At 67.3% G+C, this 26286-nt stretch carries 27 protein-coding genes; 10 read left to right on the top strand and 17 right to left on the bottom strand.

Translation table 11 applies throughout. The features are described from left to right. Nucleotides 1-9 precede the first annotated feature (9 nt). From R1Z03_RS01005 to R1Z03_RS01030, 6 genes are all read left to right on the top strand, one after another. Nucleotides 10-609, top strand: a complete 600-nt coding sequence (locus R1Z03_RS01005) for a YqgE/AlgH family protein (protein WP_272567371.1) — start codon at nucleotides 10-12, stop codon at nucleotides 607-609. Further along, entirely contained in the window at nucleotides 606-1040 is a 435-nt protein-coding gene (gene ruvX / locus R1Z03_RS01010; protein ID WP_284405335.1) for a Holliday junction resolvase RuvX, read from the top strand. The genes R1Z03_RS01005 and ruvX overlap by 4 nt, the downstream gene beginning before the upstream one ends. Next, nucleotides 1037-1579 carry a bifunctional pyr operon transcriptional regulator/uracil phosphoribosyltransferase PyrR gene (gene pyrR, locus R1Z03_RS01015; protein WP_272567373.1) on the top strand — a complete coding sequence of 181 codons (543 nt, stop codon included), beginning with the start codon at nucleotides 1037-1039 and terminating at the stop codon, nucleotides 1577-1579. The genes ruvX and pyrR overlap by 4 nt, the downstream gene beginning before the upstream one ends. Continuing rightward, nucleotides 1483-2544: an aspartate carbamoyltransferase catalytic subunit gene (locus tag R1Z03_RS01020; protein WP_372588261.1), complete on the top strand. Its 1062-nt coding sequence runs from the start codon at nucleotides 1483-1485 to the stop codon at nucleotides 2542-2544. Before pyrR ends, R1Z03_RS01020 begins: the two co-directional genes overlap by 97 nt. A gap of 71 nt (nucleotides 2545-2615) precedes the next feature. After that, entirely contained in the window at nucleotides 2616-3917 is a 1302-nt protein-coding gene (locus R1Z03_RS01025; RefSeq protein WP_317356159.1) for a dihydroorotase, read from the top strand. A 31-nt stretch (nucleotides 3918-3948) separates the two neighbouring features. Beyond that, nucleotides 3949-4689: a lysophospholipid acyltransferase family protein gene (locus tag R1Z03_RS01030; RefSeq protein WP_317356160.1), complete on the top strand. Its 741-nt coding sequence runs from the start codon at nucleotides 3949-3951 to the stop codon at nucleotides 4687-4689. 61 nt (nucleotides 4690-4750) lie between these two features. Here R1Z03_RS01030 and R1Z03_RS01035 read toward each other — a convergent pair whose 3' ends face one another. Beyond that, entirely contained in the window at nucleotides 4751-5203 is a 453-nt protein-coding gene (locus R1Z03_RS01035; protein ID WP_317356161.1) for an Lrp/AsnC family transcriptional regulator, read from the bottom strand. A gap of 211 nt (nucleotides 5204-5414) precedes the next feature. On the opposite strand from R1Z03_RS01035, the gene R1Z03_RS01040 reads away from it, so the two are divergent. Beyond that, the gene (locus tag R1Z03_RS01040) at nucleotides 5415-6287 is read left to right on the top strand and encodes a 2OG-Fe dioxygenase family protein (RefSeq protein WP_317356162.1); all 873 of its coding nucleotides are present in this window, start codon (nucleotides 5415-5417) and stop codon (nucleotides 6285-6287) included. Between the two features lie 111 nt (nucleotides 6288-6398). Beyond that, nucleotides 6399-7205: a lysine exporter LysO family protein gene (locus tag R1Z03_RS01045; protein ID WP_317356164.1), complete on the top strand. Its 807-nt coding sequence runs from the start codon at nucleotides 6399-6401 to the stop codon at nucleotides 7203-7205. A gap of 68 nt (nucleotides 7206-7273) precedes the next feature. Here R1Z03_RS01045 and R1Z03_RS01050 read toward each other — a convergent pair whose 3' ends face one another. Next, nucleotides 7274-8341: an ABC transporter ATP-binding protein gene (locus R1Z03_RS01050; protein WP_284393251.1), complete on the bottom strand. Its 1068-nt coding sequence runs from the start codon at nucleotides 8339-8341 to the stop codon at nucleotides 7274-7276. A 147-nt stretch (nucleotides 8342-8488) separates the two neighbouring features. On the opposite strand from R1Z03_RS01050, the gene R1Z03_RS01055 reads away from it, so the two are divergent. Next, entirely contained in the window at nucleotides 8489-10117 is a 1629-nt protein-coding gene (locus R1Z03_RS01055; RefSeq protein ID WP_317356166.1) for an iron ABC transporter permease, read from the top strand. A gap of 90 nt (nucleotides 10118-10207) precedes the next feature. Here the strand turns inward: R1Z03_RS01055 and R1Z03_RS01060 are convergent, their stop codons facing one another. Next, the gene (locus R1Z03_RS01060; protein WP_317356168.1) at nucleotides 10208-11197 is read right to left on the bottom strand and encodes a WYL domain-containing protein; all 990 of its coding nucleotides are present in this window, start codon (nucleotides 11195-11197) and stop codon (nucleotides 10208-10210) included. Between the two features lie 134 nt (nucleotides 11198-11331). On the opposite strand from R1Z03_RS01060, the gene R1Z03_RS01065 reads away from it, so the two are divergent. Next, nucleotides 11332-11829 carry an NIPSNAP family protein gene (locus R1Z03_RS01065; RefSeq protein ID WP_317356169.1) on the top strand — a complete coding sequence of 166 codons (498 nt, stop codon included), beginning with the start codon at nucleotides 11332-11334 and terminating at the stop codon, nucleotides 11827-11829. 274 nt (nucleotides 11830-12103) lie between these two features. Here R1Z03_RS01065 and R1Z03_RS01070 read toward each other — a convergent pair whose 3' ends face one another. From R1Z03_RS01070 to R1Z03_RS01135, 14 genes are all read right to left on the bottom strand, one after another. Further along, the gene (locus R1Z03_RS01070) at nucleotides 12104-12352 is read right to left on the bottom strand and encodes a hypothetical protein (protein WP_317356170.1); all 249 of its coding nucleotides are present in this window, start codon (nucleotides 12350-12352) and stop codon (nucleotides 12104-12106) included. A gap of 90 nt (nucleotides 12353-12442) precedes the next feature. Further along, nucleotides 12443-13201 (bottom strand): DNA adenine methylase, encoded by a 759-nt coding sequence (locus R1Z03_RS01075; protein ID WP_317360186.1) that lies wholly within the window; start codon nucleotides 13199-13201, stop codon nucleotides 12443-12445. Then, on the bottom strand, nucleotides 13092-13418 hold the full coding sequence (locus tag R1Z03_RS01080) for a Com family DNA-binding transcriptional regulator (protein WP_317356172.1): 327 nt from the start codon (nucleotides 13416-13418) through the stop codon (nucleotides 13092-13094). The genes R1Z03_RS01075 and R1Z03_RS01080 overlap by 110 nt, the downstream gene beginning before the upstream one ends. A 131-nt stretch (nucleotides 13419-13549) precedes the next feature. After that, a complete protein-coding gene (locus R1Z03_RS01085; RefSeq protein WP_317356173.1) occupies nucleotides 13550-14053 on the bottom strand; it encodes a hypothetical protein in 504 nt (167 codons plus the stop codon). Between the two features lie 12 nt (nucleotides 14054-14065). Continuing rightward, nucleotides 14066-15445 (bottom strand): hypothetical protein, encoded by a 1380-nt coding sequence (locus R1Z03_RS01090; RefSeq protein ID WP_317356174.1) that lies wholly within the window; start codon nucleotides 15443-15445, stop codon nucleotides 14066-14068. Beyond that, a complete protein-coding gene (locus R1Z03_RS01095) occupies nucleotides 15442-16368 on the bottom strand; it encodes a hypothetical protein (RefSeq protein WP_317356175.1) in 927 nt (308 codons plus the stop codon). The genes R1Z03_RS01090 and R1Z03_RS01095 overlap by 4 nt, the downstream gene beginning before the upstream one ends. Next, nucleotides 16365-22313 carry a hypothetical protein gene (locus R1Z03_RS01100; protein WP_317356177.1) on the bottom strand — a complete coding sequence of 1983 codons (5949 nt, stop codon included), beginning with the start codon at nucleotides 22311-22313 and terminating at the stop codon, nucleotides 16365-16367. Before R1Z03_RS01100 ends, R1Z03_RS01095 begins: the two co-directional genes overlap by 4 nt. 112 nt (nucleotides 22314-22425) lie before the next feature. Beyond that, on the bottom strand, nucleotides 22426-22740 hold the full coding sequence (locus R1Z03_RS01105) for a DUF1799 domain-containing protein (protein WP_317356178.1): 315 nt from the start codon (nucleotides 22738-22740) through the stop codon (nucleotides 22426-22428). Between the two features lie 29 nt (nucleotides 22741-22769). Further along, nucleotides 22770-23186, bottom strand: a complete 417-nt coding sequence (locus R1Z03_RS01110; protein ID WP_317356179.1) for a hypothetical protein — start codon at nucleotides 23184-23186, stop codon at nucleotides 22770-22772. A gap of 68 nt (nucleotides 23187-23254) precedes the next feature. Further along, nucleotides 23255-24181, bottom strand: a complete 927-nt coding sequence (locus R1Z03_RS01115; protein WP_317356180.1) for a hypothetical protein — start codon at nucleotides 24179-24181, stop codon at nucleotides 23255-23257. Nucleotides 24182-24215: 34 nt separating this feature from the next. Continuing rightward, on the bottom strand, nucleotides 24216-24413 hold the full coding sequence (locus R1Z03_RS01120) for a hypothetical protein (protein WP_317356181.1): 198 nt from the start codon (nucleotides 24411-24413) through the stop codon (nucleotides 24216-24218). A 128-nt stretch (nucleotides 24414-24541) separates the two neighbouring features. Further along, the gene (locus tag R1Z03_RS01125; protein ID WP_317356182.1) at nucleotides 24542-25024 is read right to left on the bottom strand and encodes a hypothetical protein; all 483 of its coding nucleotides are present in this window, start codon (nucleotides 25022-25024) and stop codon (nucleotides 24542-24544) included. Continuing rightward, complete coding sequence (locus R1Z03_RS01130) at nucleotides 25021-25521, bottom strand: hypothetical protein (RefSeq protein WP_317356183.1); 501 nt, start codon at nucleotides 25519-25521, stop codon at nucleotides 25021-25023. The genes R1Z03_RS01125 and R1Z03_RS01130 overlap by 4 nt, the downstream gene beginning before the upstream one ends. Next, complete coding sequence (locus R1Z03_RS01135; RefSeq protein ID WP_317356184.1) at nucleotides 25518-26192, bottom strand: hypothetical protein; 675 nt, start codon at nucleotides 26190-26192, stop codon at nucleotides 25518-25520. The genes R1Z03_RS01130 and R1Z03_RS01135 overlap by 4 nt, the downstream gene beginning before the upstream one ends. Between the last annotated feature and the right edge of the window lie 94 nt (nucleotides 26193-26286).

The following is a 26286-nucleotide window of genomic DNA, read 5'->3' on the forward strand; positions in this document are numbered from 1 at the left end:
AATTGTCAAATGCCTGCCGATTCTGCGCCCATGAACCTGACGCACCATTTCTTGATCGCCATGCCGGGACTGGAAGACGCGTCGTTTGCCCGCAGCGTCGTGTACCTGTGCGAACACAGCGAGCGTGGTGCGCTCGGCCTCATCATCAACAAACCCTCCGACATCAGCCTCAAGGGGCTGTTCGACAAGGTCGATCTGTCGCTGCGTCGCGCCGACCTGTCCCAGGAGCCCGTCTTCCAGGGCGGCCCGGTCCAGACCGAGCGTGGCTTCGTGCTGCACGAACCCATGCTGACCGACAGCGTGGACACCGACGAATCGGCGTATGCCTCCACCATGACCATTCCAGGCGGGCTGGAGATGACCACCTCCAAGGATGTGCTCGAGGCCCTGTCCACCGGCGCTGGCCCGCGCCGGGTGCTGGTCACCCTGGGCTACTCGTCCTGGGGTGAGGGGCAGCTCGAATCCGAACTGGCCGAGAACAGCTGGCTGACCGTGGGCGCCGACCTGTCGGTGATCTTCGATACGCCGGTGGGCGAGCGCTACGACCGCGCCCTGGGCCTGCTGGGGCTGCAGTCCTGGATGCTCTCGCCCGACGCGGGGCATGCATGAGCGGCACGCCCGCCGCCGCTCCCTCCGCCCCGCTGGCCGTCCCCGCGCATTTCCAGAGCTTTCTGGCGCTTGACTTCGGTCTCAAGCGCACCGGGGTCGCCGTGGGTTCGCGCCTGCTGCGCACCGCCACCCCCCAGGCCACCATCCGCGCCGAAGGCGATGCCCGCTTCGCGCAGGTGGCCGAGCGCATCCGCGAATGGCAGCCCGATGCGCTGGTCATCGGCGTGCCCTACCACCCCGACGGCGCGAGCCACGAGAACACCGCGCGCGCCCTCAAGTTCGCACGCCAGCTGCGCGGGCGCTTCGGCCTGCAGGTGTTCGAGGTGGACGAGCGCTACAGCACCACCGAGGCGCATTCCACCGGCGCCCGCGATGCCGACGCCGCCTCCGCCTGCATCATCCTGGAGCAGTTTTTGAGGAATCTTCCATGAGTGCCACGCCTCCGACTTCACCCACGCCTTCACCGCCCACCCCGGGCACCCTCGCGCTCGACGCCGAAGCGCTGTACCGCGAGCTGCTGCGCGGCGTGCGCAGCCTGCGCACCGCCAACACCCAGCTGGCGGGCATCGCCTCGGGCGGTGCCTGGCTGGCCGAGCGGCTGCAAAAGGACCTGGGCCTGCCGGGCGAGGCGGGCGTGCTGTCGTCGGCCATGCACCGCGACGATTTCTCGCAGCGCGGCATGGCGGTGAGCGCGCAGACGGCGCTGCCCTTCGACGTGAACGGCGCCGACATCCTGCTGCTGGACGACGTGCTCTACACCGGCCGCACCATCCGCGCGGTGCTCAACGAACTGTTCGACTACGGCCGTCCCGCCAGCGTGCGGCTGGCCGTGCTGGTGGACCGGGGCGGGCGCGAACTGCCGGTGCAGGCCGAATTCGCCGCCGCCCGCGTAGCGCTGCCGGACACGCAATCGCTGGCGCTGGCCCGAACCGAGGCCGGCACCTTCCACTTCCAAGTCCAAGAGGCCTGACGGTGCTGTACAAGCGCAATCCCCAACTGAACGCCAACGGCGAGCTGATCCACCTGCTGTCCATCGAGGGCCTGCCCAAGAGCATCGTCACGCACATCCTCGACACCGCGGCCAACTTCGTGTCGGTGAACGACCGCGAGGTCAAGAAGGTGCCCCTGCTGCGCGGCAAGAGCGTGTTCAACCTGTTCTTCGAAAACAGCACGCGCACCCGCACCACCTTCGAGATCGCCGCCAAGCGCCTGTCGGCCGACGTGATCAACCTGGACATCGCGCGCAGTTCGGCCAGCAAGGGCGAGTCGCTGCTGGACACCATCGCCAACCTCTCGGCGATGGCCGCCGACCTGTTCGTGGTGCGGCACAGCGAATCGGGCGCGCCCTACCTCATCGCGCAGCACGTGGCGCCGCACGTGCACGTCATCAATGCGGGCGATGGCCGGCATGCCCACCCCACCCAGGGGCTGCTGGACATGTACACCATCCGCCACTACAAGAAGGATTTCAGCAACCTCACGGTGGCCATCGTGGGCGACGTGCTGCATTCGCGCGTGGCCCGCTCCGACATCCACGGCCTCACCACGCTCGGCTGCGCCGAGGTGCGCGTGGTGGGCCCGCGCACGCTGGTGCCGACCGACATGGCCCAGATGGGCGTGCGTGTGTGCCACACGCTGGAGGAGGGCATCAAGGACGCCGATGTGGTCATCATGCTGCGCCTGCAGAACGAGCGCATGAGCGGCGCGCTGCTGCCGTCCAGCCAGGAATACTTCAAGAGCTTCGGCCTCACGCCCGAGAAGCTGCAGCTGGCCAAGCCCGATGCCATCGTCATGCACCCGGGCCCCATCAACCGCGGCGTGGAGATCGACTCCGCCGTGGTGGACGGCAAGCAGAGCGTGATCCTGCCGCAGGTCACCTTCGGCATCGCGGTGCGCATGGCGGTGATGTCGATCGTCGCTGGCAACGAGGCGTGATCGTTTGCTATGAAATTTATAGCTATATGCCCTAGTGATATCTGCGCTGGCGGCCTTTTTTGCTTAAAACCATGAAGATACTGATCCAGAACGGCCGCGTGATCGACCCTGCCAGCGGCCTCGACCAGACCGGCGATATCGCGCTGGCCGCCGGGCGGGTCATCGCCGTGCAGCGGGTGCCCCGCGACTTCACGCCCAACCGCGTGATCGACGCCACCGGCTGCATCGTGCTGCCCGGGCTGGTGGACCTGGCGGCGCGGCTGCGCGAGCCGGGCCACGAGCACGAGGGCATGCTCGAATCCGAAATGGCGGCGGCCGTGGCCGGCGGCGTGACCAGCCTGGTGTGCCCGCCCGACACCGACCCCGTGCTGGACGAGCCCGGCCTGGTGGAGATGCTCAAGTTCCGCGCCGAGAAGCTGCACCAGGCGCGCCTGTTTCCCCTGGGCGCGCTCACCCGCGGCCTGGCCGGCGAGGTGCTGACCGAAATGGCCGAGCTGACCGAATCCGGCTGCGTGGGCTTCGGCCAGGCCGACGTGCCGCTGGCCAGCACCCAGGTCACGCAGCGCGCGTTGCAATACGCCGCTACGTTCGGCTACACGGTGTGGCTGCGCCCGCAGGAACTGCACCTGGGGCGCGGCGTGGCGGCCAGCGGGCCGCTGGCCACGCGCCTGGGCCTGTCGGGCGTGCCCGTGGCGGCCGAGACCATCGCGCTGCACACCATCTTCGAACTGCTCAAGACCACGGGCGCACGCGTGCACCTGTGCCGCATCAGCAGCGCCGCGGGCGTGGAACTGGTGCGCCGCGCCAAGGCCGAAGGCCTGAAGGTAACCTGCGACGTGAGCATCAACTCCCTGCTGCTCACCGACACCGACATCGGCTTTTTCGACAGCCGCGCCCGCCTGTCGCCGCCGCTGCGCCAGCAGCGCGACCGTGACGCCCTCCTGGCCGCGCTGGCCGACGGCACCATCGATGCACTGGTGTCCGACCACACCCCGGTGGACGAAGACGCCAAGACCCTGCCGTTCGCCGAGGCCGAGCCCGGTGCGACGGGGCTCGAACTGCTGCTGGGCATCGCCCTCAAGTGGTCCGCCGACCACGGTGTGCCGCTGGCGCGTGCGCTGGCCACCGTCACGTCGGAACCCGCACGCGTGCTGGGCAGCGCCCTGGGCACGCTGCAGGCCAGCGTGGGCCAGATCGTGGAAGGCGGCGTGGCCGACCTGTGCGTGGTCGATCCCGCCGCGGCCTGGACCGTGGAGGCCGGTGCGCTGCGCAGCCAGGGCAAGCACACGCCGTTCTCCGGCTACGAACTGCCCGGCCGCGTGCGCTGCACCCTGGTGGGCGGGCAGATCGCCTTCGAGCGCGGCATCGAGTGAGCGTGCGCACCGCCGCCACCGGGCCCGCGGCATGAAGCGCCAGGTCCGCGCCGCATGGCGCCTGGTGCGCGTGCTGGTGCATCTGGTGACCGGGCTGGGCACCGTGGCGCTGCGGTTTCCCCGCATGCCGGAAAGCGAGCAGCACGCGCGCGTGCAGGCCTGGTCGCGGCAAATGCTGGTGCACGCCGGCATCACCCTCGACGTGCGCGGCACGCCCGCGCCCCATGGCCCGGTGCTGCTGGTGGCCAACCACCTGTCCTGGCTCGACATCACCGTCATGCATGCCGCGCGGCATTGCCGGTTCATCTCCAAGTCGGACATCAAGGGCTGGCCGCTGGTGGGCACGCTCGCCACGGCGGCCGGCACGCTCTACCTGGAGCGCAGTTCGCGCCGCGATGCCGTGCGCATGGTCCGGCTGATGCAAGAAGCGCTGGCGCGCCGCGAGGTGCTGGCCGTGTTTCCCGAAGGCACCACGGCCGATGGCACCGCGCTGCTGCCTTTCCACGCCAACCTGCTGCAGGCCGCCGTGGCCGCTGACGCCCCCGTGCAGCCGGTGGGCCTGTGTTTCGTGGAGCGCGCCACCGGCGCGCCGACCACCGCGCCCAACTATGTGGGCGACGACACCCTGGTCGGCTCCCTGTGGCGCACCTTGACCGCAGACGCCTTGGTGGCGGTGGTGCACTACGGCCCGCTGCAGCAGGCGCAGGGCCGCGACCGCCGCGCCTGGGCCGACGATCTGCGCCACGCCGTGGACGCCCTGCGCCGCCCCTGAGCCACGTCCCCAGGCACGCCTGCCGGTATCGCAGCCATCGGCGGCTGCGCCAGTGTCGGTGTCAGTGGGTGCGGGCCGGGTCTTCCAGCGGCAGGAGCCGGTTGGCGATCTGCGTGGACTTCACGATGGACGTGCTCGTCGTGGCATACGGCGCGAGCTTGCCCAGGCAAGGGTCCAGCGCGTCGATGTCGCGCAAATAAAGCCGGCAGAAGAATGCGTCGTCGCCCGTGACCTTGTCGCATTGCACGACTTCGTCGATTTCACGAATCACCTGCTCGACCCGGGATAGCTCTCCGGGCAGCGGGCGCACCCGCACGATCGCTGCAATCGGAAACCCAATGGCCTTGGGCGATACCTGGATGGAAAATTTCTCGATCACTCCCTGGTCGATCAGTCGCTTGATCCGTTCGGCGCAACTGGGCTGGGACAGGCCGACCCGCTCGCTGAGCGCTTTCACGGTGGTCTTGGCGTCTTCGTGCAAGGCGCTCAACAGATTCCGATCAATTTTGTCCATATTATTCAAATGAGGTAACAGCTAAAAATATCTAATTTAATTAGGATGATTGGCATTTGAATCTCATTTTTTGCATTCCTCTCATTCACTCCCCCTTATTATAATGGGTGCCGTTTCAGCAGAGGGGCAATATAAGCGACCTGGGGCGAAATTGGAGGCGCGATTTTCTCCGGGCTTATGCGGATCGGGCATGGCTTATTGCGTGCCAGGAATGCTGCTGGACTTTCCATGTGGCGCGCTCCCGGCGGCCGGCTCGCGGCAAAGCGACATTTGCCGCCGCGAATCGACCGCGGTGCCGCCTTTTCAATGCAGAGATCAAATGATTCAACACCAGCTCAAGACACACGGTTATTGCCAATTCATCCCCGAGATCGAATGCGATCCCGGCGAACTGAAAATCCTGCACCAGGAGTTCGATGGCCTGGAGCACGACCCCTACGCGCCTGCGCAGGTCCAGCGGTTCCGGCGGTATGGCAACGGGATCATCCTTCCTTGGGACGACCAGGCCGACATCCATTGGATTCCGACGGTGCGGGACGACCAGGGCGCCCGCCTGTCTGGCTACGATCAGGGCGGCAACAACCCGGAGCACCCCGACATCCGGTACTTTCACGCCCTGAGCGAGGCCGCCAAAGCCACCGATTTCCTCTGCGATCTGGTGAAGAAGGATTTCTCGCACACCTTCTGGTCGGAGGCCGACCGCCGTGCCCCCATCTACTTCGGCGTGCATTTCGTGAAGCTCCGGTCCGGCTCATCGTCCGACCTGGGCATCAGCTCACCCGACTGCTTCCACCAGGACGGCGAGCCCTTCACGTTCGCCCACCTGATGCGCCGCACGAAAAGCACCGTGGGCGGCACCAATTACATCGGCACGGTGGAAGCGCGTGGCCTCGGGCTGCACGAGGTGCCCAAGGAGCAGGTCATCGCGGAATTCGAACTCTCGCAGTTTCTGGAGAGCTTCGTGGTGCATGATCCGCGCGTATCCCATTATGTGACGCCCATTCGTCGAAAAGAAAATGAAATGGGTGACGGAGAGCGCTGCGTTATACTCATCGACTTTTCCAGAATGAGGCAGAGCATTTAAACCATGGGTGTTTTTTATTCCTTGCTCCCGATCGTGCTGGCGCTGGTAGGCGGTTTCCTTGCCGGGAAAATCATTCCGCCCCGATTTTGCAAGCGGCTGATCGGTTGGATATTGCCCCTGGTCTGGCTGCTGCTTTTCCTGATCGGCGTGGAGTTTGGCGAGGTCATTCTTTCTGCGCAATCGGTCGGGCAGGTGGTCAAGACGGCCGTGATCTTCGCCCTGCTGACCACCCTGGTGCCCTGCGGCCTGATTTTTGCGGCCGGCATTCGCAGCAGCGGCACGGCGGGCGCCAAGGCCGGCAAACTGGGCTTTCACACCATCTGGCCGCCGCTGAAGGAGTGCTGCATCGCCCTGTCCATGGTGGCGCTGGGCAGTGCCCTGTTTTTCGTCAACCAGGCGTATCTGGCCGGTGCCCTCTGGCTGCCATCGAGCTCCGCCATCCTGCTGGCCTTGATCGTGTTGGTGGGCATCGACCTGGCCCACGTCAAGCTCAGTTCCCACTGGTTTTCATGGGCCGTGCTGTCGGTGCCGGTGCTGGTGGTGATCGGATCGTTCGTGGGTGCGGCCGCGGCCTCCTGGGCCACGGGCGAGGCCATGAGAACCTCGCTGGCGCTGTCGAGCGGCTTCGGCTGGTTCACCCTGTCGAGCGTCATGGTGGGGCACCACCTCGGGCAGACCTATGGGACCATGGCGCTGATGACCGACTTGTTCAGGGAGCTGATAGCGATCATCGCGCTCTACGCCATCGGTCGCTACCAGCCCGCGATCGGCATCGGCAGCGCAGGGGCCACGGCACTGGACTCCACGCTGCCGATCGTCAAGCAGGCCTGCCATCCGGATGCGGTTCCGCTGGCCCTGGTGAGCGGCTTCATCCTCACCATCCTGGCCCCCGTCTTCATCGCCTTCTTCCTGTCGTAGACGGCCGCTGTTCGCCTTGGATGGGGGCGAGGCAGGCCGTCGCTACCATCGACGCGCCCATCGCGGGATCAGGCCCGCGGAAACGCCACCACGTGGTCCACCTGCGGGCGAATGCCGATCCACTCTCCCACGGCGTGGTCGTGGTGGCTCGGCACGTGGGCCATCACCGTGAGGCCGTCCCGCAGTTGCAGGGTGTACAGGAACTCCGAGCCCCGGAACGACTTGCGGACGATGCGCGCCTGCACGGGCGAGGCGTCGTCGTGCACCACATCGTCGGCCCGCAGCAGCACGTCGCATTCCCCGCCGGGGTAGCCCGTGGGCAGGGGGCACTCGGCCGCATCGGTCAGGTCGCCCAGCGGCGTGCGGGCCACCACGTTGTCCCCGCGCTGCTCGAGCGTGGCCGGCGCGAACACCCCGTGGCCGATGAAGTCGGCCACGAAGCGCGTGGCCGGGCGGTGGTAGAGCGCATAGGCATCGTCCCACTGGTGCAACTGGCCGCTTTCCATCACGCCGATGCGGTCGCCGATGGCGAAGGCCTCCAGCTGGTCGTGCGTGACGAACAGCGCCGTGGCGCCGGCTGCTTTCAGAATGCCGCGCACCTCGTGCGCCAGGCGCTCGCGCAGGTCCACGTCCAGGTTGGAAAACGGTTCGTCCAGCAGCATCAGCTGCGGCCGGGGCGCCAGCGCGCGGGCCAGCGCCACGCGCTGCTGCTGCCCGCCGGAGAGCTCGTGCGGAAAGCGGGCGGCGCTGCCCTCCAGGCCCACGAGCCGCAGCACCTCGTCCACGCGCGCGGCCTGTTCGGCGCGCGGCAGGCGGTGGATGCCGAAGGCCACGTTGCGCCCCACGGACAGGTGGGGGAAGAGGGCGTAGTCCTGGAACACCATGCCGATGCGCCGCTGCTCCGGTGGCACGCTGCGGCCCGCGCCGCCGCTTACCACCGCGCCGCTGAGCCGGATCTCGCCGGCCGTCACGGGCTCCAGCCCGGCCACGGCGCGCAGCAGCGTGGTCTTGCCGCAGCCGGAGGGGCCGATGAGCACGCCGATCTCGCCCGCTGCGAGGCCCAGGGTGACGCCGCGCACGGCGGCTTGCGCGCGGCCGGCGTAGCGCACTTCCAGTTGGGAGACTTCAAGAAACATGGTCGCGATTCTAGAAGGCGCCAATGCGTAGAATTCGCATTTGCATCCAGACGGCCCTGCCGGCGTGCCCTTCAGCGCTCGACCGAAGCCATCTTCGACCGGAATGCCCCGTCCGATTCTCCCGACCCTTCCCTTCAGGGCCCGCCCTTGCCACGCCTTCTTTCCGCCCTGCGATCCATTCCCCTGCTGCTGCTCGCCGCCGCGCTGACCTTGCCGGTGCTGGCCGTGCTTGCGTCGTGGCTGCCGGGCAGTGCCGGTGGCGCCGAGGCCGGGGCCATCCTGCGCGAAATGGCCGCCACCGTGCTGCCCGGCTACTTCGCCACCACCGTGTGGCTGGGCCTGGCCGTGGCCATCGGCGCGGCGGTGGTGGGCACAGCGACGGCCGCCGCCGTCACCCTGTTCGACTTTCGCGGCCGCCGCACGCTGGAATGGCTGCTGCTGCTGCCGCTGGCCATGCCGGCCTATGTGACCGCCTACGCGTACACCGACTTCCTGCAGTTCAGCGGCCCGCTGCAGGTATGGCTGCGCGAGACCTATGGCCTGCAAGGCCGGCTGCTGCCCGAGGTGCGCAGCCTGGGCGGCGCGGTGTGGGTGTTCATCTTCTCGCTCTATCCCTATGTGTACCTGCTGGCCCGCACGGCACTGGGCGAGCGCGCCGCCCACCTCATGGAAGCCGCCCGCCTGCTGGGGGCGCCGCTGGCGCGGCGCGTGCGCACCGTCGCGCTGCCGCTGGCGCGCCCCGCGGTCGCGGCCGGCGTGGCGCTGGTCCTCATGGAAACACTGGCCGACTTTGGCGTGGTGAGCTACTTCGGCATCCAGACCTTCACCACCGGCATCTACAAGGCTTGGCTGTCGATGGACAACCGCCTGGCCGCGGCGCAGCTGGCCACCATCCTGCTCGTGCTCGTCATGCTGCTGCTGCAGCTGGAGCAGCGTGCGCAGCGGCGCATGCGCTTTGCCGCGGGCGGGGCGGGCCGTGCGGGCTCCGCCGAGGCCCAGCCGCAGCGGCTGCAGGGACTGCGCTGCGCCGCCGCCTGGGCGGTGTGCGTGCTGCCGGTGGTCTTCGGCTTCGTGGCCCCGGTGGCCTTCATGCTGCGGCCCCTGGCGGCCGACTGGTCCGTGCTGCCCTGGTCGCGCTTTCTGGAGTGGGCCGGCAACAGCGTGCGCCTGGGCAGCATCACCGCCGTGCTGGCCGTGGCCATCGCCCTGGTGCTGGCCTTCGCCGTGCGGCGGCGGGCCGGCGCGCTCACCCGCGGCGTGGCGCAACTGGCCAGCCTGGGGTATGCCGTGCCCGGCGCCGTGATCGTCGTGGGCCTGCTGCTGCCCGTGGGCTGGCTGCAGGCCGCCGCCCCCCAGTGGGCCCTGCCGTCGATCATCACCGCCACTGCGGTCGGCATCGTGTGGGCCTACCTCGTGCGGTTCTGCGCCGTGGCGTTGCAGTCGATGCAAAGCGGCTACGCGCGCATTCCCGCCAGCCTGGACGACTCCGCCCGCATGCTGGGCGCCGGCGGTGCCGGCCTGCTGGCCCGGGTGCACTGGCCCCTGCTCAAGCGCTCCACGGCCGCCGCGGCGCTGCTGGTGTTCGTCGACGTGATGAAGGAACTGCCCGCCACGATGGTGCTGCGGCCCTTCAACAGCGACACCCTGGCCGTGGTCGCCTACCAGTTGGCGCGCGACGAGCGGCTGGGCGAGGCGGCCTTGCCGTCGCTGGCGCTGGTGGCGGTGGGGCTGGTGCCGGTTGTGCTGTTGAGTCGGACGTTGCGGAGCCGGGGGTGACCGCCTGGCCTGAGCGCCATCGGGAGGCGGTTGCCGATGCGTGCTTTCCTGTCCCTGGGAGATGGCAACAGGGGCCAACCCTGTCGGCTATCAGCGTAGCCGATACAGCCGCGCCGTGGCTTCGATTCGCTCCACCAGGGCGCGCCGTAACGCCTTCGGGCGCAACACCTCGACCTCCGGCGATTGGCGCATGAGCTGGCCGCAGGCATGGTCTACCGACTCGATGGGAATCGTGACCGCCACGCGACCATCCTTGCGGTGCGACGGCCCAGCCGCCGCCACTGCCCGCGCCACCGCGGCGCTGAGCGCGCTCAGGCCTTTGAGTCCCGCTGGCGTGGCCAGTAGCTCGGCCTCACCCGTATAGAGGCTCGATTCGAAGCGGCGGATGGACTGTGCCCAGTAGGCTGGCAGATCGAACCGCGCCGGGCGTCGCACCGTGGTGCCGAGCGCCATGGCTGCACGAATGCTGGATACGCGGTAAGTGCGCGGTCCGCCGTCGTCCTTCGCACCACTGCCGATGGGCAAGGCCACCAGGTACCAGACCCCGGCCTTGAGCACCAGGCCCAGAGCGCCCACCGTTCGCTCCACCGTGTCGGCCCAGCTCTCATAATGCAAGGCCAACTGCTGGCCACTCCAGACAGCGGCCGCTACCGTGGCCAAGTGCGGCGTGGGCTCACTCTCGCGGTACCAATCCACTGGGTCCAGGTGCAGCCGTGCGCTCACGCGTTGCGCATCGTCGCGCCAGGGTGCAGGCAGCGCCGCCAGCAACTTGAGGCGTGCACCCGCGACATCCTCACTCAGACCCAGGGCTCCGGCCGGGCCGGGCAGCCCGCTCAGAAACACGGCCTGCGCCTCCGAAGGGGTCAGCCCCGTCAGCGTGGTCTTCCAACCCGGCAGCAGCGCAAACCCGCCATGGCGGCCACGCTCGGCATAGATGGGCACGCCAGCGGCGGTCAGTTGGTCCACATCGCGGTACAGCGTGCGCACCGAGATTTCGAGCGTCTCGGCCAGGGCCTGCGCACTCATGCGCCCCTGCGTTTCGAGCAGCATCTGGATGGAGAGCAGGCGGCTGGCGCGCATGGTGGTTGGGGTGCGGTTGAGAAATGTCGATGCCAAGGAAGTATGCAGTGAATACCTGCCATGCCTTGGCAGGTATGGCGCCGCAGACTGCAGTCTTTCCGTTGTGTGAACCCTTCTATCCAAAGGAACATCGCATGTCCAACGCTGCCGCTGCCGCGCCATCCCTCGCCGATTGCACCATCGTCGAATTCCGCCAATACACACTGCACCCTGGCCAGCGTGCAGTGCTCACCGACCTGTTCGACCGCGAGTTCATCGAAACGCAAGAGCGAGAAGGCATGCGCGTGATCGGTCAGTTCGTGGACCTGGACCGGCCCGATCTTTTTGTCTGGCTGCGTGGCTTTATCGACATGCCAGCGCGTCGGCGGGCGCTCACGGCCTTCTACGGCGGACCGGTCTGGGAGGCACACCGCAACGCGGCCAACGCCACCATGGTCGATTCGGGCAACGTGCTCCTGTTGCACCCTGCATGGCCGGGCGCCGCTGCGGATCTGCCGACGAGCCGCGCAGCCCCAGATGCCATCGACTTCGCCTCTGGTCTGGTCGATGCGACCGTTTTCTATCTGAAAGAGCCCGCCACGCTCTCGCTGCTGGACCACTTGTTGCGCGCCGCGCGCTTTGGCACTGATTAACGCTGCCTTTGGCGCTTTTTGCCGCAGCCTTTGGCGCCCTAGTTAAACGCCAGTCACGCTCGCGGTCGAAAAAAAGCCCCATCAAAGGGGCTGCTTAAATGTTCGAAGGGTCTTCACCCTACAGGATTTGCTCGTTTCGCGCCACTTGGCTGCTCGCGACAGCCGGGAGTTGTTCAGCGTGAAGAACCTGGGATTAATTCCAGGTTTATTGCCATGCGCGGGAGTTGTTCAGCGCAGCGCTGGTGGCCGTGCGCTGAACAACTCCCGCCGTTGGTCAAGCCTCCACGCCGGCCAGCGAGGCAACCATCTCTTCCAGCCGTCGCTGCGCGGTGGACAGGTCACCGGCGTAGCCGTAATCGCGAGGCTCAGCAGCCGCCCGCTTGGCGTGGGCATCAAGCCCGTCGATCAGCGCCGCCATCAGGATCGAAATGTTGGCCTGCCGGGCCTTGTACGCAGCGGCTGCGGAGCGCTCGGCATTGGCGTCGATCAGGTTCAGGCCGGTGGCGGATACGATGGTCTTCATGGGGTGCTTTCCAAAACGTGTTTCGATGCACCCAGTACCGCTCTCTTCGCCGCCGCCAGCAAGCAGTGCCAGACCACCGTGGTCTGACACTCAAGCCAGCTTGAAATTACTGATCAGCACCTCGGCCGCCTCCTGCTTGGAACTGCCGCTGATCGAGTAGCGCGTCTTGACCGCCTCGATCTGGAAGTCAGCGAAGGTCTCGCGCACGCCCGGCGTGTCATTGAGACTCAGGATGAACTTGCCCTTCAAGCCCCCCAGGAGGCCTGCCAGGCGCCCGAAATCGTCCCGGCTGAACAACCCCTCGCCATAGTCCTTCTCGCAGTCCCAGTAAGGCGGATCGACGTAGAAGAACGTGCCCGGTTTGTCGAAGCGCTGGATGACCTGGTCGTAGGGCCGGTTTTCGATGAACACCCGCGCCAGGCGCAGATGCGCCTCGCTCAAGTCCTCTTCGATCCGCAGCAGGTTGAGCCTGGGCGCACCTGTCGCAGAAATGCCATACGTCGGCCGCACGATCCGCGCCCCGAAGCTGCTCTTGGCCAGGTAGAAGAACCGGGCCGCGCGCTGGATGTCTGTGAGCGTGTCGCCCGGCGTCTTGAGGAAGCGGTCGAACTCGTCGCGCGACACCAGCATCCAGCGGAACTGCGCCACGAGTTCGGCCAAGTGGTGCTTGACGCACCGGTAGAGGTTGGTCAGGTCGGAGTTGATGTCGTTGATGATCTCGACCTTGCTTTCCGGTTTTTTAAAGAGCACCCAGGCCGCTCCTGCGAACACCTCGCAGTAGGTCTGGTGGTCCGGCATCTTTTGGATGATCCGGTCGGCCAGGCGGCTTTTGCCCCCCAGCCAGGCCAATGGGCTTTTTGCTTGCGTCATCGTTGTTTTCTCGGGTTGATGACGCTCGCGGCGTTCCGGGGTCGGGGCTCGGGCTGCTGCGATCAGCGGCGCTGGCCCTCCAGTGGTTGAGGCACCCGCAACGCGGGCACTTGATCTCTACGTTTCCATCTGCGCGGGCCAGCAGCTTGTGGCACTGGCCGCATCTCACATCCATCATCTCGGCATCGCCTATCATCGCCCCGCCTAGCTAGGTGGCAGGGTCTTCGGTCAATGCCGTGTGTACGCACGGCGGAGGCGCTTGCTTGGGGTGTTCCCGCACCCCTTGCATTCGCCCTGTCTTTTTTGTGTGTCAGTCCTCCACAGCGTTCACGCGTCCACCGCCTCGGGCCAGGCCAGGGGCGGCAGTTCCTCTTCCAGCGCCGCCCACGTGCTTGGCATGGGTCGCTCACCGGCCTGCACAGCGGTGAGAACCTCGTACAGCTTGGCCCACGTGGCATCCCGCAACTCGATCCCGCGCGCCGCCTCGGCCGCGAAGCGCGGCACGGCGCTATTGGCATAGGTTGCGAGGCTCAGGATGCCGTCATAGTTCCGGCTCCGCGCCCAGCCATCCAGGCGCGCCTGGGCGCGTGCAGTGGCTGCTGCCGTGATATGGCCCACATCGGCGGGCCGTACCCGCCACTGCTGGGTGAGCTGGCCGCCCACCATCGCGGGGGCCACCTCCTGCAACTGCTGGAAAAGGTCGTCGTGCGCCAGGGTGCTGGGTTCGTACCAGAGCCACTCATTGGCCCAGTCGGGCGATACACCACGCGATGCCATTGCGACTTCGGGGCTGTATCCGAACTTGCCTGAGGTCTTGTTGATGTAGGGCATGTCGTCTCTCCTTTAAACCGCTTGGCCGCCGCTGGCGACAGACCCCCCGGCCGAACCGGGCGTGTTTTCTCCGGCCGTGTAGACCACCGCGTTGGCCGACGCTGAGAACTTCGCCCCGGTGGCGGTGCCGACGTAGGTGTTGCCCACCATGATCAGCAGGCCCGTGTACGCCACCACCGCGTAAGTGGTGAAGGCGGGGTTCCCGGTGATGGTGATCGTTCGGCCGTTGATGACCACGGTAGCCATGTACACGCAGTAGATGTGGTACGTCGCAGCCCCCGTGATCGAGTAGTTGCCGGTGGCATTGATGGTGGACGAATACTGCGCATAGATGTGATAGCCGCAGGCACCGAAGGCGATGTTGGAGAACGACACGTAGGAGTTGGGATTGGTCAAGATGCCCACCCCGGCTCCGGCCACCGAAATGCCCACGTCCTGGATGTGCAGCCGTGCACGGAACGAGGTCGACACGACGACGCCGCCCGAAGGCGCCGTGAGGAACGTGGAGCCCGAGCCGTTGCCGGCGATGGTGACGCCCTGGCTCCCGTCGATCAGGGCCGGCACGGACAGCGCCTGGCTGAAGGTGCCCGCATACACGCGGATCGTGATGCCGAAGACTCCAGGGTCCAGCTTGCGGCATTCATCCAGCGCGCGCTGGATCGTGAGAAACGCGCCCACAGCAGTGTTCTCGAGACCCGTGTTGGCATCGTTGCCATCCTTGCGAACGTGGTACGTCCGATCCGCGACGAGGCGCTCGCGCACCGCCAGGTTGGCGCGCGCTGCATCGGCCGTGGCCGCTCCCGTGCCCCCTTCCGACAGGCCCACCAAGGTGGTGACGCCGTAGCCGGCCAGCGAGTTAGGCCGGCCGCCGAGGTCAGAGAACAAGGGCGCCACGTTGCCCGACTTGCCCGCCCAACTGCTGACGCCGGCGACGGAGGCGATGCCGGTGGTCCACTCCGTGCCGCTCCACACCATCACCTTGCTCGGCGCCACGCCCGTGTAGTAGCAAACCGCGCCGGACACCAGCGGCGCACCCTGGTTGTCGGCCACGGGCAGCACGGCCTTGGCGCCGAGATAGCGCTTGTCCACTTGCAACGCTGCTGCGCTGGCCGCGCTCGCGGCAGGGACTGCCACCACGGCGGCATCCGACGCCGTCTTGGCGAAACCCGCCGCGTCCAGCACGGCCTGCGCCACCTGGCTGGTCGCCTGCGTCATTTCTCCGAGCATCGTCACGCACCAATTGCGAAACGATGCGAGCCAGTTGCGGAAGCCGGCTTGCCACGTCAAGTAGGTGTCTGTCTTGACGTCGAATTGCTCTTGCGGGTCGAAGCGGCGCGAGGGCACCGCCACCGACTCGGCGGGTGCTGCGGGCGGTTGCGTGAAATTGGTCATAGGGTCTCCAGTCCATCAATGGTCATGCTGCAATCGGAAATGCCCTGGTTGTTCAGGACCAGCTCGAAGGCCGTGAGGAAGCCGTAGGTCATGAGGCTTGTATAGCCGCGTGCGCCGATCCAGACGACAGGCTTGTTGCGATAGGGGATCACCTGGGCACGCGTGCGATCGAACTGGGCGCCCTCGACCAGCACCTGCAGCTTCATCTTGTCGCTGTAGGCGGCCTCGGAGCCAATCTGCCAGCCGCCCCAGCGGTCCCGCGTCTTCTCGGTGAAGTCATCGAAGGTCAGCGATGGGCGCCACTGCGTATTGCCCAGCCAAAGGGCGCGACCGATCACCACTTCGGCGCAGCGGGCCTTGAGGCCCGGGTTCTTGATGCGGATCGTGATCGTCGCGCGGGCATAGGCCGGCAGGCCGCTGATCAAGACCCGGTCCTCTCGCTCGATGGGGTTGAAGAAGTAGCCCCAGTGGCTGTTGCCCGAAGGCCTGAGCATGATCACGTCATCGCTATCGAAAACCTGACCCTCCGTGGGATCGACCATCAGCACCTGCACCGCGTGCGTGGCAGCACCGAAGACCGCGACGTCCGTGACGACTCGGCCTGGTGTGACCACAATCTCGATCATGTCGTTGACCTCGACATACGAACCCAGCGAGGCGTCGAACAAGCGCATGCGTTCTTCCACGCCCCGCGCTTGCCAGGCCGTGGCGCTGATCGCCGGCACGTTCCCGGTGTTGCCGTCCTTGAGGCTGCGATAGATGATCCGGGTAGCGGCATCGATGACCTCCACGCCATTGGCATAGGCAGTGTTCTGAGCCCACGCGGGCAACGTGCTGGCTGGCACGTTGATCGTCATGTTGGCCGGCGAGATCGCGATGGGCGCGATCAGCCCCATGCCCCGCGTGTAAGTGCTGTCGCTCATGCGGTGGTCGCCTTTTCCTCGCGGAGCTTGATACCGATGGAATCGAGCTTGCGCAAGGTGGTGTTGGCCTCTTTCAGGGTGGCGAGCGTTTCCCGCCCGATGTTGTAGTGCTGAGTGGTCAGTCGTTGGATGGCGTCGGACAGTTGTGCATCGCTCGCGCCCCATGGCGATTGCGCGCCGGGGTTAAAGGGGTTGAAACGTGCAGGGATGACGGCTTCGTCCGCATGGATCTGAGCCTTCATGTCATAGGGGACGCGATTGATCCCGATATCGAACGAGGGCAGGTTGGAACCCACCATCGCCTGCACCTTGGCCCAGTCGGCCTCCCAATAGCCCGACAGGCGCGACATATCCCGCAGCGTGGCGCCCTTGGCTTCCATGGCCGCCATCAGCCCAGAAAGATCACCTGTGCCGTCGAACGAGTGATATGTGGGCGCCAGTGCATCCAGGCGAGCCGTGGTCGCGGCATCCGTGATCGGCGAGCGGCCGACGCCCGCCGTGGCGAGGTACATGAGGTCGAAATACTTGGCCGGTGCCGTGGTGGGCCGCGTGGACTGCACATCGCCGCCCGCCGTGCCACCGAATACCGCGCCGCCAGAACCAGTGCCGGAGCCGCTGCCAGGCAAGGCCGTTCCCGGCTTCTCGGCGATCAAGGCGGCGTGAAGGTTGCGCATCGCCGTCCCGATGTCCAGGATGCCCACGTACTGGCCGCGCGCGATGTCCAATGCATCCTTGTTGTCCTTGAGCATCTGTTCCAAGCGGTCGGCCTCGGCCTTGGCGGCGCGCAGCAGCAGTTCGTCGGTCGACAGTTGCGACTGGCCCAGGTCGCCGATCTCCTCGAGGCGGTTGGCGAGCATGAGCTGCGCGGCCTCGTAGTCCAGCCGGTTGCTGTACGCGCTCTCGGTGATTCCCGCGCGTGCAGCCGCCACGGCATCGGACAGGCCGCCGTCGTCCTCGTAGCGCTGGCCCGTGCGCAGCGCCGCCAGCGCCGCTTCGATGGCCGCATTGCCCTGCGCCGCAGCGAGGGCCGCCGTCTCGGCCACCTGGCCGCGCAGTTCGCGCGCCTGGGTACGGGCCAGCTCGACCAACGTCTTGCCCGATGCGACACGCGCATCGCGCAACTCGATCTCGGCCTGGATGGCCTCCTGCGCGGCACCGATGGATTTTTCGAAGACGGCATACGCCTTGTCCGTCGCCGTGGCCCGCGCGGCCTCGGCGGCCTGCCGGTCTTCCTCGGCCTGGCGCGCGGCGGTGGCTGCGTCCTCGGCCTTGTAGAGCTGGATCGCCATCTCGGCCAGGGCCGGGTTGAGGGCCAGCAAGCCGTAATACTCTTTCAAGCGACGAAGGTCCAGCGCCTCGCGCTCTTTGCCTTCGGCGATCAGGGTGCGTTGCTGCAAGTCCCACCGCTTGTCCTCGACGGTCTGGGCGCGCTGTAACTCGCGCGCGGCCAGCTCGTCGCCCGACACGGTCGCCGAGGCAAAGGCACCCTGCAGCGCTAGCAGCATGGCGATGTTCTTGCGGCCCGCTTCCGTCGTGTCGTCCTGCGCTTCGATGAGGCGGCGGTACTGGTCTCGCGCATCGTCGGCGTTGATGTCGGGCAGCTTCAGGTCCAGGGTCGCCAACTGGTCCTGCATCTGCTTTTGCAAGTTATTGCGGCGTTCCTCGGCGCTGAAGAAATTGCTGTAGTACCCGGTCAGATTGCCCTGCAGCGCTTCGAATCCGCCCGACAGCTCTGCCAGCCCCGCCGCCGCATCGAAGCTCATGCCCGCGAGTTTCTCCAGGCCCATCGTCTTCAAGGAGTCCTTGAACGCGGTCACGCCCGTGATCTGCACGTTGATGGCCGTGAGTAGTTCGTCGGCCGCGTCGGCGGTGAGTGCCTCGGCGTCTACGCCTTCGACCCTCTTCTTGATGGACGCGGGGATGTCGGAGACCTTCTGCAGCGCCTGGATGGCGGCCTGCTTGAGGTCGAGCGAGAAACCCTCGACGGCCGTCTTGTAGTCCGGGCTGCGTGTACTGAAGACTTCGTAAAGCGTGCCCGCGTAGTTGTCGCCTTCACCGGTTTCCCCGAACGTCTCGCCGTTGCTGAGACGACCGCCTGAAAACCAACCGCCCCGGTCCTTGGAGCTGGTCTCCAGCCCTGCAGAGAAGCTGGTCAGGCGCGCCTGGCTGCCCAGGGCCTTGAGCATGTCGTCGATGCTCTTGGCCGTGCCGGAGACCGCCTTGCGGATCGTGTCCTCGTTGGACAGCGGATCGCCCTCCAGGCGGTAGGCTTCGCCGTTGCTGAGGGCTACGCGCTCCCCGTTGGAGAAGTCACGGTCGTACTGCTGGCCCTGGTACGTGTACGTCTGGCCGCGACGGTGGTTCTCGACCTGGCCGTCGTAGGCCACGCCGAATTGCCCGCCGATGCGCGTCTCGCCCTTGGTGGCCTTGGCGAGGGCCGACAGCGCCCCGATGCCGAGCGCAATCGGCCCCAGCACCCCTGCGGCCATGCCGAACCCGGAGGCCAGCGAGCCGGCCCCGATCATGTTCATGCCACCGCCCAGCGCGGCCAGGCCGTTGCCCGCGAAGAGCGCGGAAGCACCGTAGCCCGCTGCCGTGCCGAACATGCCCAGGCTGGAGCCCAGGCTCGCGAGCGAAGAAATGTTGCTCAGCATGCCCAGCCCGCCGCCCGATCCGCCGCTTCCCGCGACGGTGCCCGCCAGACCCATGGCCGACATGGCGCCGCCCGTGATGCCATTGATCAGCAACGACACCGGCTGCACGATCGCGCTGATGACCGGCCGCAGCACCAAGGCCCGGAAGGTGTCTTCCAGGTAGTCGGCCGCGCTCTTGCCACCGCGCATCAGGTTGTCGGTCAGGGACTGAGCGAGCTGCTCGTTCTCACGCGCCACGGCTTCGGTGGCCTTCTCGTTGGCCTTCACCGCCGCCTCGGCCTGCTCCGCCGCCCAGTCCTTGGAGGCCTTGTCGGCCATCGCAGCGCGCAGGCGCTTGTGGGCCGCGATCTCGCGCTCGACTTGCTCGATATAGCCCGGGATGACGTTGTCGGTTGCCTCCAGGTCCAGGCGGCGTTTTTCGAGCTGGGCCAGGATGAGGTCCTGCAGCGCCGCAGCGCCCAGGCCATGCACGCGGTTCTGCGCCTCCAGGGCGGCGGCCTGTTCGTGGATCGCGTCCGTGCTTTGGCGCAGGGCATTGACCTGTTCGAGCTGCGGCTTGATGAGCAGCGTCTCCAGGTCGCGCGCGCCAGCGGCCTGGACGTTGAGGCGCTTTTGCTCCAGCTCGGCCAACTGGCCTTCCAGGTTCGCGCGTTCCTTGGCCGAATCCTTCTTGCCCTGCAGCAGGCGCAGCTCGACGCGCAGCGCTTCCTGCTGGGCGGCGATGTCCTGGGCCTGCAGCGCGGTCTTGCGCTGCACCGCCGTGTATTCGCTGATCTGGTCGCGCTGGCGCAGGGCATCGATGGCGTCCAGGCCATCGGCCGTCTTGGCCGCCAGCAGCTTGTAACCGTGCTGCACCGCCGCGATCTGCGCGTCGATGGAGTGGGCCGTCGCCGTGGCCGCACTGGCCCCCAGCTCCTTGATCTTCTTGTCGCGCTCGGCGGCGAGCGATGCTTCGACCTGGTCCTGCTCTTTCTGCCGCGCCTTGATGGTCTCGGGGCTGGCGTTGGAGGCTTCGAGGGCGGCGCGGAAGGTCTTCCAGGCATCGGTGGAGGCCCGCAGCTTGGTCTCGTATTCCTCTTGGATGGAGCTGGCGGTCTTGACGCCTTCGACGGACTTCTTCCAGGCTTGTTCTGCTCCGTTGACGGTGAGCGTGAGGTTGTCAGTACCTTTGTCGAGTTTTGTCTGCTCTTCACCCACTGAGCGGATGCGTCCGACCATTTCGCCGTATTGGCGCAGCAAGGTCTGCAGCAGTCCCACTCTCGCGGCTTCGGGTAACGCCGCACCACCAGTCGGTCCCTTTCCGTTCTGGAGGTTATCGATCTGGACTTGCAGCTCGCTAAGCTCCTCGACTTCGCGGCCTGACTGCTTGGCGAGGTCACCCAACCCTGCTGCCGCCAGCGCGTTACGCGCCTTGAGTTTTGCAATCTGTTTATCGAGGTCGTCGATGATCTCAGGCGTGCTGCGTGCGACTGCGCCCTGCACTTGGCGCTCCGCCTCACTCCCGCGATTACCCCATAGCGTCCAGGCGGTTACGCCCAAGGTGAGAGCGGTGGTGACTAGTCCAATCGGACCACCCAGGAAGCCGACGACACCAGACAAAGCACGCCCAGCCAACGAGGCCGCGCCCTGCGCTGCCGTCAGCGTGCCCGCTGCCGTGGCCGCCGCATTGGTCGCCGCCGTCTGCGCTGCCGTGGCCGCCGTGACCGCCGCCTGCACCCCTGCCTGCTGCTTGCCCAACGTCGCCAGCTCGGTCATCAGCAGCGCGTGGCGTGCCTGCGCTGCCGTCAGGTCGGCCGTGAGCACGATCTGCTGGGCCTGGGTGGCGTTGAGGGTGGCCGTGGCCTCGCGTGCGGCGGCCAGGGCGTAGCTCAGGGCCCCCGCACTGCGCGCGGCGGCGAGCTGGGCTTCGGCCTGCGCCATCGTGGTCCGCACGGACACGAGCTGGGCCTCGGTCTGCGCGATGGTCGAGCGCGTGGCGTCCATTTTGGACACCACCTCGGCGCGCGACAGCGCGATGGCTTCCTTGGTCGTCGCCAGCGTGGCGAGCTGGGCCGCCTGCGCGGCGGCCTCGGCCTGGGCGCCCGCCACCTTGGCCTGCAGCTCGGCGAGATACGCCGCGAGCTTGGCGCGGGACGTGACGGCCACCTCGGTGTTCGATGCGGCCTCTGCAGCAGCTTGCGCGGCCGCCAGGCGCGATGCCTGGACCATCTCCACCTTGGCCGCCGTGGCCGCGACCGTGTCGGCCACCAGATTGCCCAGCTTGACGCTCGCCCACACCGCGCCCAAGGCCATCGCCGCTTCGCGGTTGTCCCAGACGACGCCGGTCCACTCGCGCCCGGTCGCCATGGCCTGCGCCGCTGCCGTGGCGAATTCGCGGATGCCATCGACCAGCTCGCGGTTGAGCGTGACCTTGCCCCCCTCGCCGATGGTGACGAAGAGCTTGCTGACCTCGCCCAGCGCTTCCTTGGAGGCCAGCACCAGGGGCTCCAGGCCCTCGGCCGCCACGCGGGTGGCGCCTTCCCTGACTTGGTCCAGGCGCCCCTTCAAGGTCTGGTCGAACGCCTCGCTCGACATCTTGAAGCCCTGCAGCCGCTGCATCAGGAACGAGAACAATCCCTCGCTCGATGCCTTGGCCTTGGCGATGTCGGAGTCCTTGAGGCCCAGCGCACCTGCCAGCGTCGAGCTGGCCGGCGTGATCCCTCCCGCGACCAGGTCACGCAGCTCCTGCACCACCTGGCCGGCATCCAGCCCCATGCTCTTGACCGCATTGGTGCCGACCACCGTGAGCTGGCGAATCTCGTCCAGCGTCATACGCGCCGACAGCCCAGGGGCCAGCAGCGCCTGGAACACCGTCGTCAGTTCCTGGCTGGTGGCAGCGGTGCGCAGCGCGTCGTCGTTGAGCTTGCGGATGTACTCCGAGCTGATGCGCAGGGCGGTGTTGTAGTCGGTCTGCTGGCCGTTGATGGCCGTCATCGAACCCAAGATGCCGGCCATTCCGATCTGGCTGACTTCCAAGTTCTTCGAGTAATCGAACGCGGCGCGGGGCATCGCCGTGATCGCGTTGGCGATGGCGGTCAGCCCGCCGCTGACCAGGTGCAGGCCGGCCGCTCCGACCACCAGGTCGCGCACGGAGACGCCGATCTGGCCCAGGCTGCGCGTGGTGCGGGCGGCGGCTCCCTCGGCGGTGGTGCCGAGCTGGGTGAACTCACGCGCGGCACGCGGCACCTCGGTGGTCACCGACTGGGCGTCCACCACCATCCTGATGCCGATCTGACGTACCGCGCTTGCCATGTATTTTTGGAGAGTTAAAGAGAGATTGGTGGGGGTGCTATCGGTGCGGTGGGGGCCGGTGTCAGCCCCGAGAACCGAGGCCGGTCAATCCGGCGCTGTGCGTTGTCGGAGGTCAGCGGGCGTTGCGGATTTCGAGCGTGGCGCCTTCCAGAATTTGCAACTGCTCGAAGACCTCGTCCTGCTCGGACTCGGGCACCCGGTAGCGGCGCATCAGGATTTCCACGGCGGTGTAATCCAATCCCTCCCACAACCACACCAACGCACCCCCACCCATCGGACCGCCAGTCCACACCGGCTGCTTGCGCCACTGCGTGCGGCACAGCGTGTAGACCAGCCAGGCACGGGCATGCTCGGGCCACAGTTCGAAGTCCTGGGGGCGGTCCTGCTGCAGCGGCTGCGGGATGAGCTGGTCGACATCGAGCCCCAAGACCGCGCAGTCCGCCTGCAGCGCCTCGTCTACGACGTAGCGGTCTGCGTGGTCGGCGCCGAGGTAGTGAGCGACGGCGCCTTGGAGTTTTTTACGGCGGCTTCCCGCTGGTGAATGAACGCGTGGTCGTACCAGCTCACGACCATGGCGGACTCCACGCCCGAGTACTCGGCCTCGGCTTCCCTGCGTTCTTCGTGGCTGTACGGCACCGGCTGGCCGGCTTCGTCGTTGAAACCTCTCCAGCCCACCACGATCTCGTCCAGCAGCTCGGCGTTCTTGATTTCGCCCTTGAGATAGCGGTCGTTCAGCGCATCGCGTTCTCTGCCCGGCTGACGCTTGAAATGCACTTCGAAATCGACGCGTTCATGCGCGCCGCCGTCGCCCGGCAGGTACACGGCGGCGGGTGCCGTGAAGGTGGGCTTGAGGTGAGAAACTTTGACTGCCATGGTGGCTCCGTTGAAAGGTTTGAAGAAGGGTTGGCGGGGTGAAAGAAAGCGGTGTGCCGTGGGCGCGTTCAGATCTCGATGGCCCACTCGTCATTGCCCGCATCTGAGGGGATGAACGAAAGGGGAATCGTGATCATCTGGACGCCATCGCTGTCGCTGTAGGTCGGCTTGCCCAGTTGCGCGCGGGCCGACTTGAAGGTGGCCGTGTTCGTGGCGCCCTGGCCGTGCTTGAGGACCAGGGGCACCACCGCGCTGGCGCGGGCCATGGCGATCCAGTTCTTGACCGCGATGGCCGTGTTCTCGAACGTGACGGAGCCGGTGCTCTTGCGGTCCGTGATCTCGACGCTGTCGACGTTCATCAGGTCGCGCTTGACCACGGTGTTGCCGGCCTTGAAGGAGAAGGCGCTCGCGGCCACGGCCAGGCCGTCCAGCAGCAGCGTGGTGTTGGCTTTGTTGACCCCCAGCGGCGCCAGGAACGCGGTGTAGTTGACGGCCGGCAGCGGAGCATCCACGGCCGGCACGAAGGAGCCGGTGAAGTCGAATTTCCACTTCGGGATGCCCTTGGCGTCGGTGGTCAGTTCGACCTCGCCGCGCGCGCCGTGCATCTTGTGCAGGATGCCGTCCACGTTGCCGTAGATCGTGACCGACTCGATGCCGTCGGTCACGGGCGCGAACACGGTCTTGACGCCGGTCTGCACGGTGGCGCTCATGGCGCAGGCCCGCAGCAGATCGGTCACACCGGGCAGGTTGCCGGCCACCGCCACGCCGGTGAATTCCACCGAGAACGAGACCTTCTGGTATTCGGTCACCAGGGTGGAGCCGCTGGAGCCGAAGAAGGGCCGGATGTTGTTGCGCTCGGCCACGTCCCCTTCGATGGGCGTGAGCGTGGCATCGCTGACCAGCAGCGCGTTGGCCGCCACCGGCACGACGGGCGAGCCGACCACCGTTTCGACCAGGGCCAGGATGGCCATCTTGCGCATGAGTTTTGCGGGCATTTGTCAGTCCTTTGAAATCGGGGGAACCGCGGGCTCAGGCGGGGCCGGTCGCTGCAGCAGCGGCGGCTTCGTCAAGGGCCTTTTGGGCTTCGGGTTCGTCGGGGTGGTAGGTGCGGTGGACCTCGACCGGCGCGGCCTCGCCGTCCTGGCGCCAGAGACCGCCGCGCTTGGGGTTCTGGACAGGCGGGGGCGCGATGGCTTCGGCCGGCGCGGGCGCCGGGGCAGCAGCCACGGCAGGTCCAGCTCCAGCGGCAGGGAGAGCTGCTGCGGGACCGGCCGGCTGCGCGGGCGTTTGGTCGGGCGTGGCTTGCGCCGCTTTCGGGTTTGGATCGGTGGCATCGGATGCCTTTGGTTTGTTGCTCACAGATAGCTCCAGGTGGTGAGGGAAAGAACGACGCTGTGGCACAGCACCCCAGCGAAGTGCACGGGTCCGGCGTCGGTGACCTGAACGCCGTCCTCGGATTCGTCCAGCGGGCCGGGTTGCACCACGCCGCCCAGCGTTGGATCGGCGCGCACGACGGCGCGGAACTGCTCGACCAGGTCATCGAGCAGCAGCTCGCTGGCCTGGGCATCGGCGAATGCCAGATAGCCGCGCACGGTCCAGGTGTGCGCGTTGATCGACCGGGCCACGTTCGGGCTGTGTTCGCGGGTGGCGCTGCGGCGCAGCCACCAGCCGCGCAGATGGGCGGTGCCGCCTGTCGAGGTGGTCGGCGTGTAGAGGTACATGGCCCGGAAGGCGGCCTCGTTGCTGGCGTAGCGCTCGCGGTCATGCACGTGGCCGATGTCGGGGACCGAGGCCAGGGCGGCCACGATGGCGGCGCGGTGCTGCTGCAGCGTGCTCATGCCGTGCCCCCTGCCAGCAGCACCGCCACGCGGCCGGCAGCGTCCTCGAGCGCGCGCAATACCTGGCTCTCGGTGGCCGCGATCGCATCGGCGAAGTGAGGTTTGGCCTGGGTGCCCTTGCGGGCGATCTTGCGGGCGACCAGGAAGGCCACGCTGCGCTCCCGTTTGCGGTCCACGCCCAGCACAGCACGCACCCACGGAATGAGGGCCTCCACCGGTGGCATGTGGGGGCGCGTGCCCAGCTCCAGGAACGTGGCCGAGGGCTGCGAGCTGCCCACGGTGCCGATCACGCCCACGGGCGTGGCGAAGGCATCGCTGGCAACGCTGGCCGCCGTCATGCCGGTCACGCGCGGCAGGCGGTCCTTGACCTCGCGCTCGACCAGCAGCGTGGCCTCGGTCATGCCGGCCAGCAGCTCGCGCCGCGTGGCCTCGGGCGCTTGCTCAAATCCGCGCTGCAGGGCGTCCAGGCCCGCCAGCGTCAGGTGCAGATGGCTCACAGCACACCTCGCACCAGACGGTTGCGGCTGCGGCCAGGCCAGGTCACGAAGGCGCCTGCAGGGGCCTCGCCGCTGCCCGTGCTGGCGGCCGGCCTGGCGTAGGGGTCGGGCTGGTTGGTGCCCACGTAGTAGGCCGTGCGCAATTCCTTGGCCCGCGCCGCGTACTCGCGGGCACGCGTCTCGGTCTGGCTGGCGTCGGAGCCCATCGTCGTCTCGCGCTGGCCGCTGTAGTACGTGGCGAGCTGGTGGCACAGCAGGCTGGCCGCGAACTGGGCGACGGCCAGGCTGTGGCGCGCGGGGATGGTCTCCAGCGTGTGGTCGGCGGCATAGGACACGCGCACCTGGGCGCCGGCTGGCAGAGCCTGCACGGCCTCCAGGCCCCAGCCGTTGCCCGGCATCCGATAGGCCCCGAGGTGGGCCACGGAGGGCGGCTGCTGGCCGATGGGGTACTCGGCCCCGCGCAGCACGGCGCCATCGCTCCAGTCCGAGGGCACCGGACCGAACACGCCCAAGGCAGGCCAGGTGACGTCTTCGACCAGGTCGCGGGGGAAGTCGGCGCTGTAGCGCAGCAGCGCCGAGGCGATGGCGCGGTCGCGCGTCTCGGGCGAGAGGGTGCTACTCTGGTCGCGCACCAGGTCATCGACTTGCAGTGGGTAATCGGCGAAGGCCATGGGTATCCGTTAAAGGGTGGGGAGCGAAGGGGATCGGGTCGGTGGGGTCGACTGGGTCGGGCAAGGCGCCAGGGGCGGCGGCTTGACGGACCCA

The sequence above is a fragment of the Acidovorax sp. BLS4 genome (assembly GCF_032929295.1).
In the GTDB taxonomy this organism is placed as follows: domain Bacteria; phylum Pseudomonadota; class Gammaproteobacteria; order Burkholderiales; family Burkholderiaceae_C; genus Paracidovorax.

What these genes read in the sequence shown, in the direction of transcription:
- R1Z03_RS01095 (WP_317356175.1), bottom strand. Translation starts at nt 16,368, where the DNA reads ATGAGCGACAGCACTTACACGCGGGGCATGGGGCTGATCGCGCCCATC.
- R1Z03_RS01115 (WP_317356180.1), bottom strand. Translation starts at nt 24,181, where the DNA reads ATGCCCGCAAAACTCATGCGCAAGATGGCCATCCTGGCCCTGGTCGAA.
- R1Z03_RS01050 (WP_284393251.1), bottom strand. Translation starts at nt 8,341, where the DNA reads ATGTTTCTTGAAGTCTCCCAACTGGAAGTGCGCTACGCCGGCCGCGCG.
- R1Z03_RS01090 (WP_317356174.1), bottom strand. Translation starts at nt 15,445, where the DNA reads ATGACCAATTTCACGCAACCGCCCGCAGCACCCGCCGAGTCGGTGGCG.
- ruvX (WP_284405335.1), top strand. Translation starts at nt 606, where the DNA reads ATGAGCGGCACGCCCGCCGCCGCTCCCTCCGCCCCGCTGGCCGTCCCC.
- R1Z03_RS01100 (WP_317356177.1), bottom strand. Translation starts at nt 22,313, where the DNA reads ATGGCAAGCGCGGTACGTCAGATCGGCATCAGGATGGTGGTGGACGCC.
- R1Z03_RS01070 (WP_317356170.1), bottom strand. Translation starts at nt 12,352, where the DNA reads ATGAAGACCATCGTATCCGCCACCGGCCTGAACCTGATCGACGCCAAT.
- R1Z03_RS01080 (WP_317356172.1), bottom strand. Translation starts at nt 13,418, where the DNA reads ATGATAGGCGATGCCGAGATGATGGATGTGAGATGCGGCCAGTGCCAC.
- R1Z03_RS01110 (WP_317356179.1), bottom strand. Translation starts at nt 23,186, where the DNA reads ATGGCAGTCAAAGTTTCTCACCTCAAGCCCACCTTCACGGCACCCGCC.
- R1Z03_RS01060 (WP_317356168.1), bottom strand. Translation starts at nt 11,197, where the DNA reads ATGCGCGCCAGCCGCCTGCTCTCCATCCAGATGCTGCTCGAAACGCAG.
- R1Z03_RS01125 (WP_317356182.1), bottom strand. Translation starts at nt 25,024, where the DNA reads ATGAGCACGCTGCAGCAGCACCGCGCCGCCATCGTGGCCGCCCTGGCC.
- R1Z03_RS01040 (WP_317356162.1), top strand. Translation starts at nt 5,415, where the DNA reads ATGCTGCTGGACTTTCCATGTGGCGCGCTCCCGGCGGCCGGCTCGCGG.
- R1Z03_RS01085 (WP_317356173.1), bottom strand. Translation starts at nt 14,053, where the DNA reads ATGCCCTACATCAACAAGACCTCAGGCAAGTTCGGATACAGCCCCGAA.
- R1Z03_RS01065 (WP_317356169.1), top strand. Translation starts at nt 11,332, where the DNA reads ATGTCCAACGCTGCCGCTGCCGCGCCATCCCTCGCCGATTGCACCATC.
- R1Z03_RS01030 (WP_317356160.1), top strand. Translation starts at nt 3,949, where the DNA reads ATGAAGCGCCAGGTCCGCGCCGCATGGCGCCTGGTGCGCGTGCTGGTG.
- pyrR (WP_272567373.1), top strand. Translation starts at nt 1,037, where the DNA reads ATGAGTGCCACGCCTCCGACTTCACCCACGCCTTCACCGCCCACCCCG.
- R1Z03_RS01035 (WP_317356161.1), bottom strand. Translation starts at nt 5,203, where the DNA reads ATGGACAAAATTGATCGGAATCTGTTGAGCGCCTTGCACGAAGACGCC.
- R1Z03_RS01005 (WP_272567371.1), top strand. Translation starts at nt 10, where the DNA reads ATGCCTGCCGATTCTGCGCCCATGAACCTGACGCACCATTTCTTGATC.
- R1Z03_RS01025 (WP_317356159.1), top strand. Translation starts at nt 2,616, where the DNA reads ATGAAGATACTGATCCAGAACGGCCGCGTGATCGACCCTGCCAGCGGC.
- R1Z03_RS01135 (WP_317356184.1), bottom strand. Translation starts at nt 26,192, where the DNA reads ATGGCCTTCGCCGATTACCCACTGCAAGTCGATGACCTGGTGCGCGAC.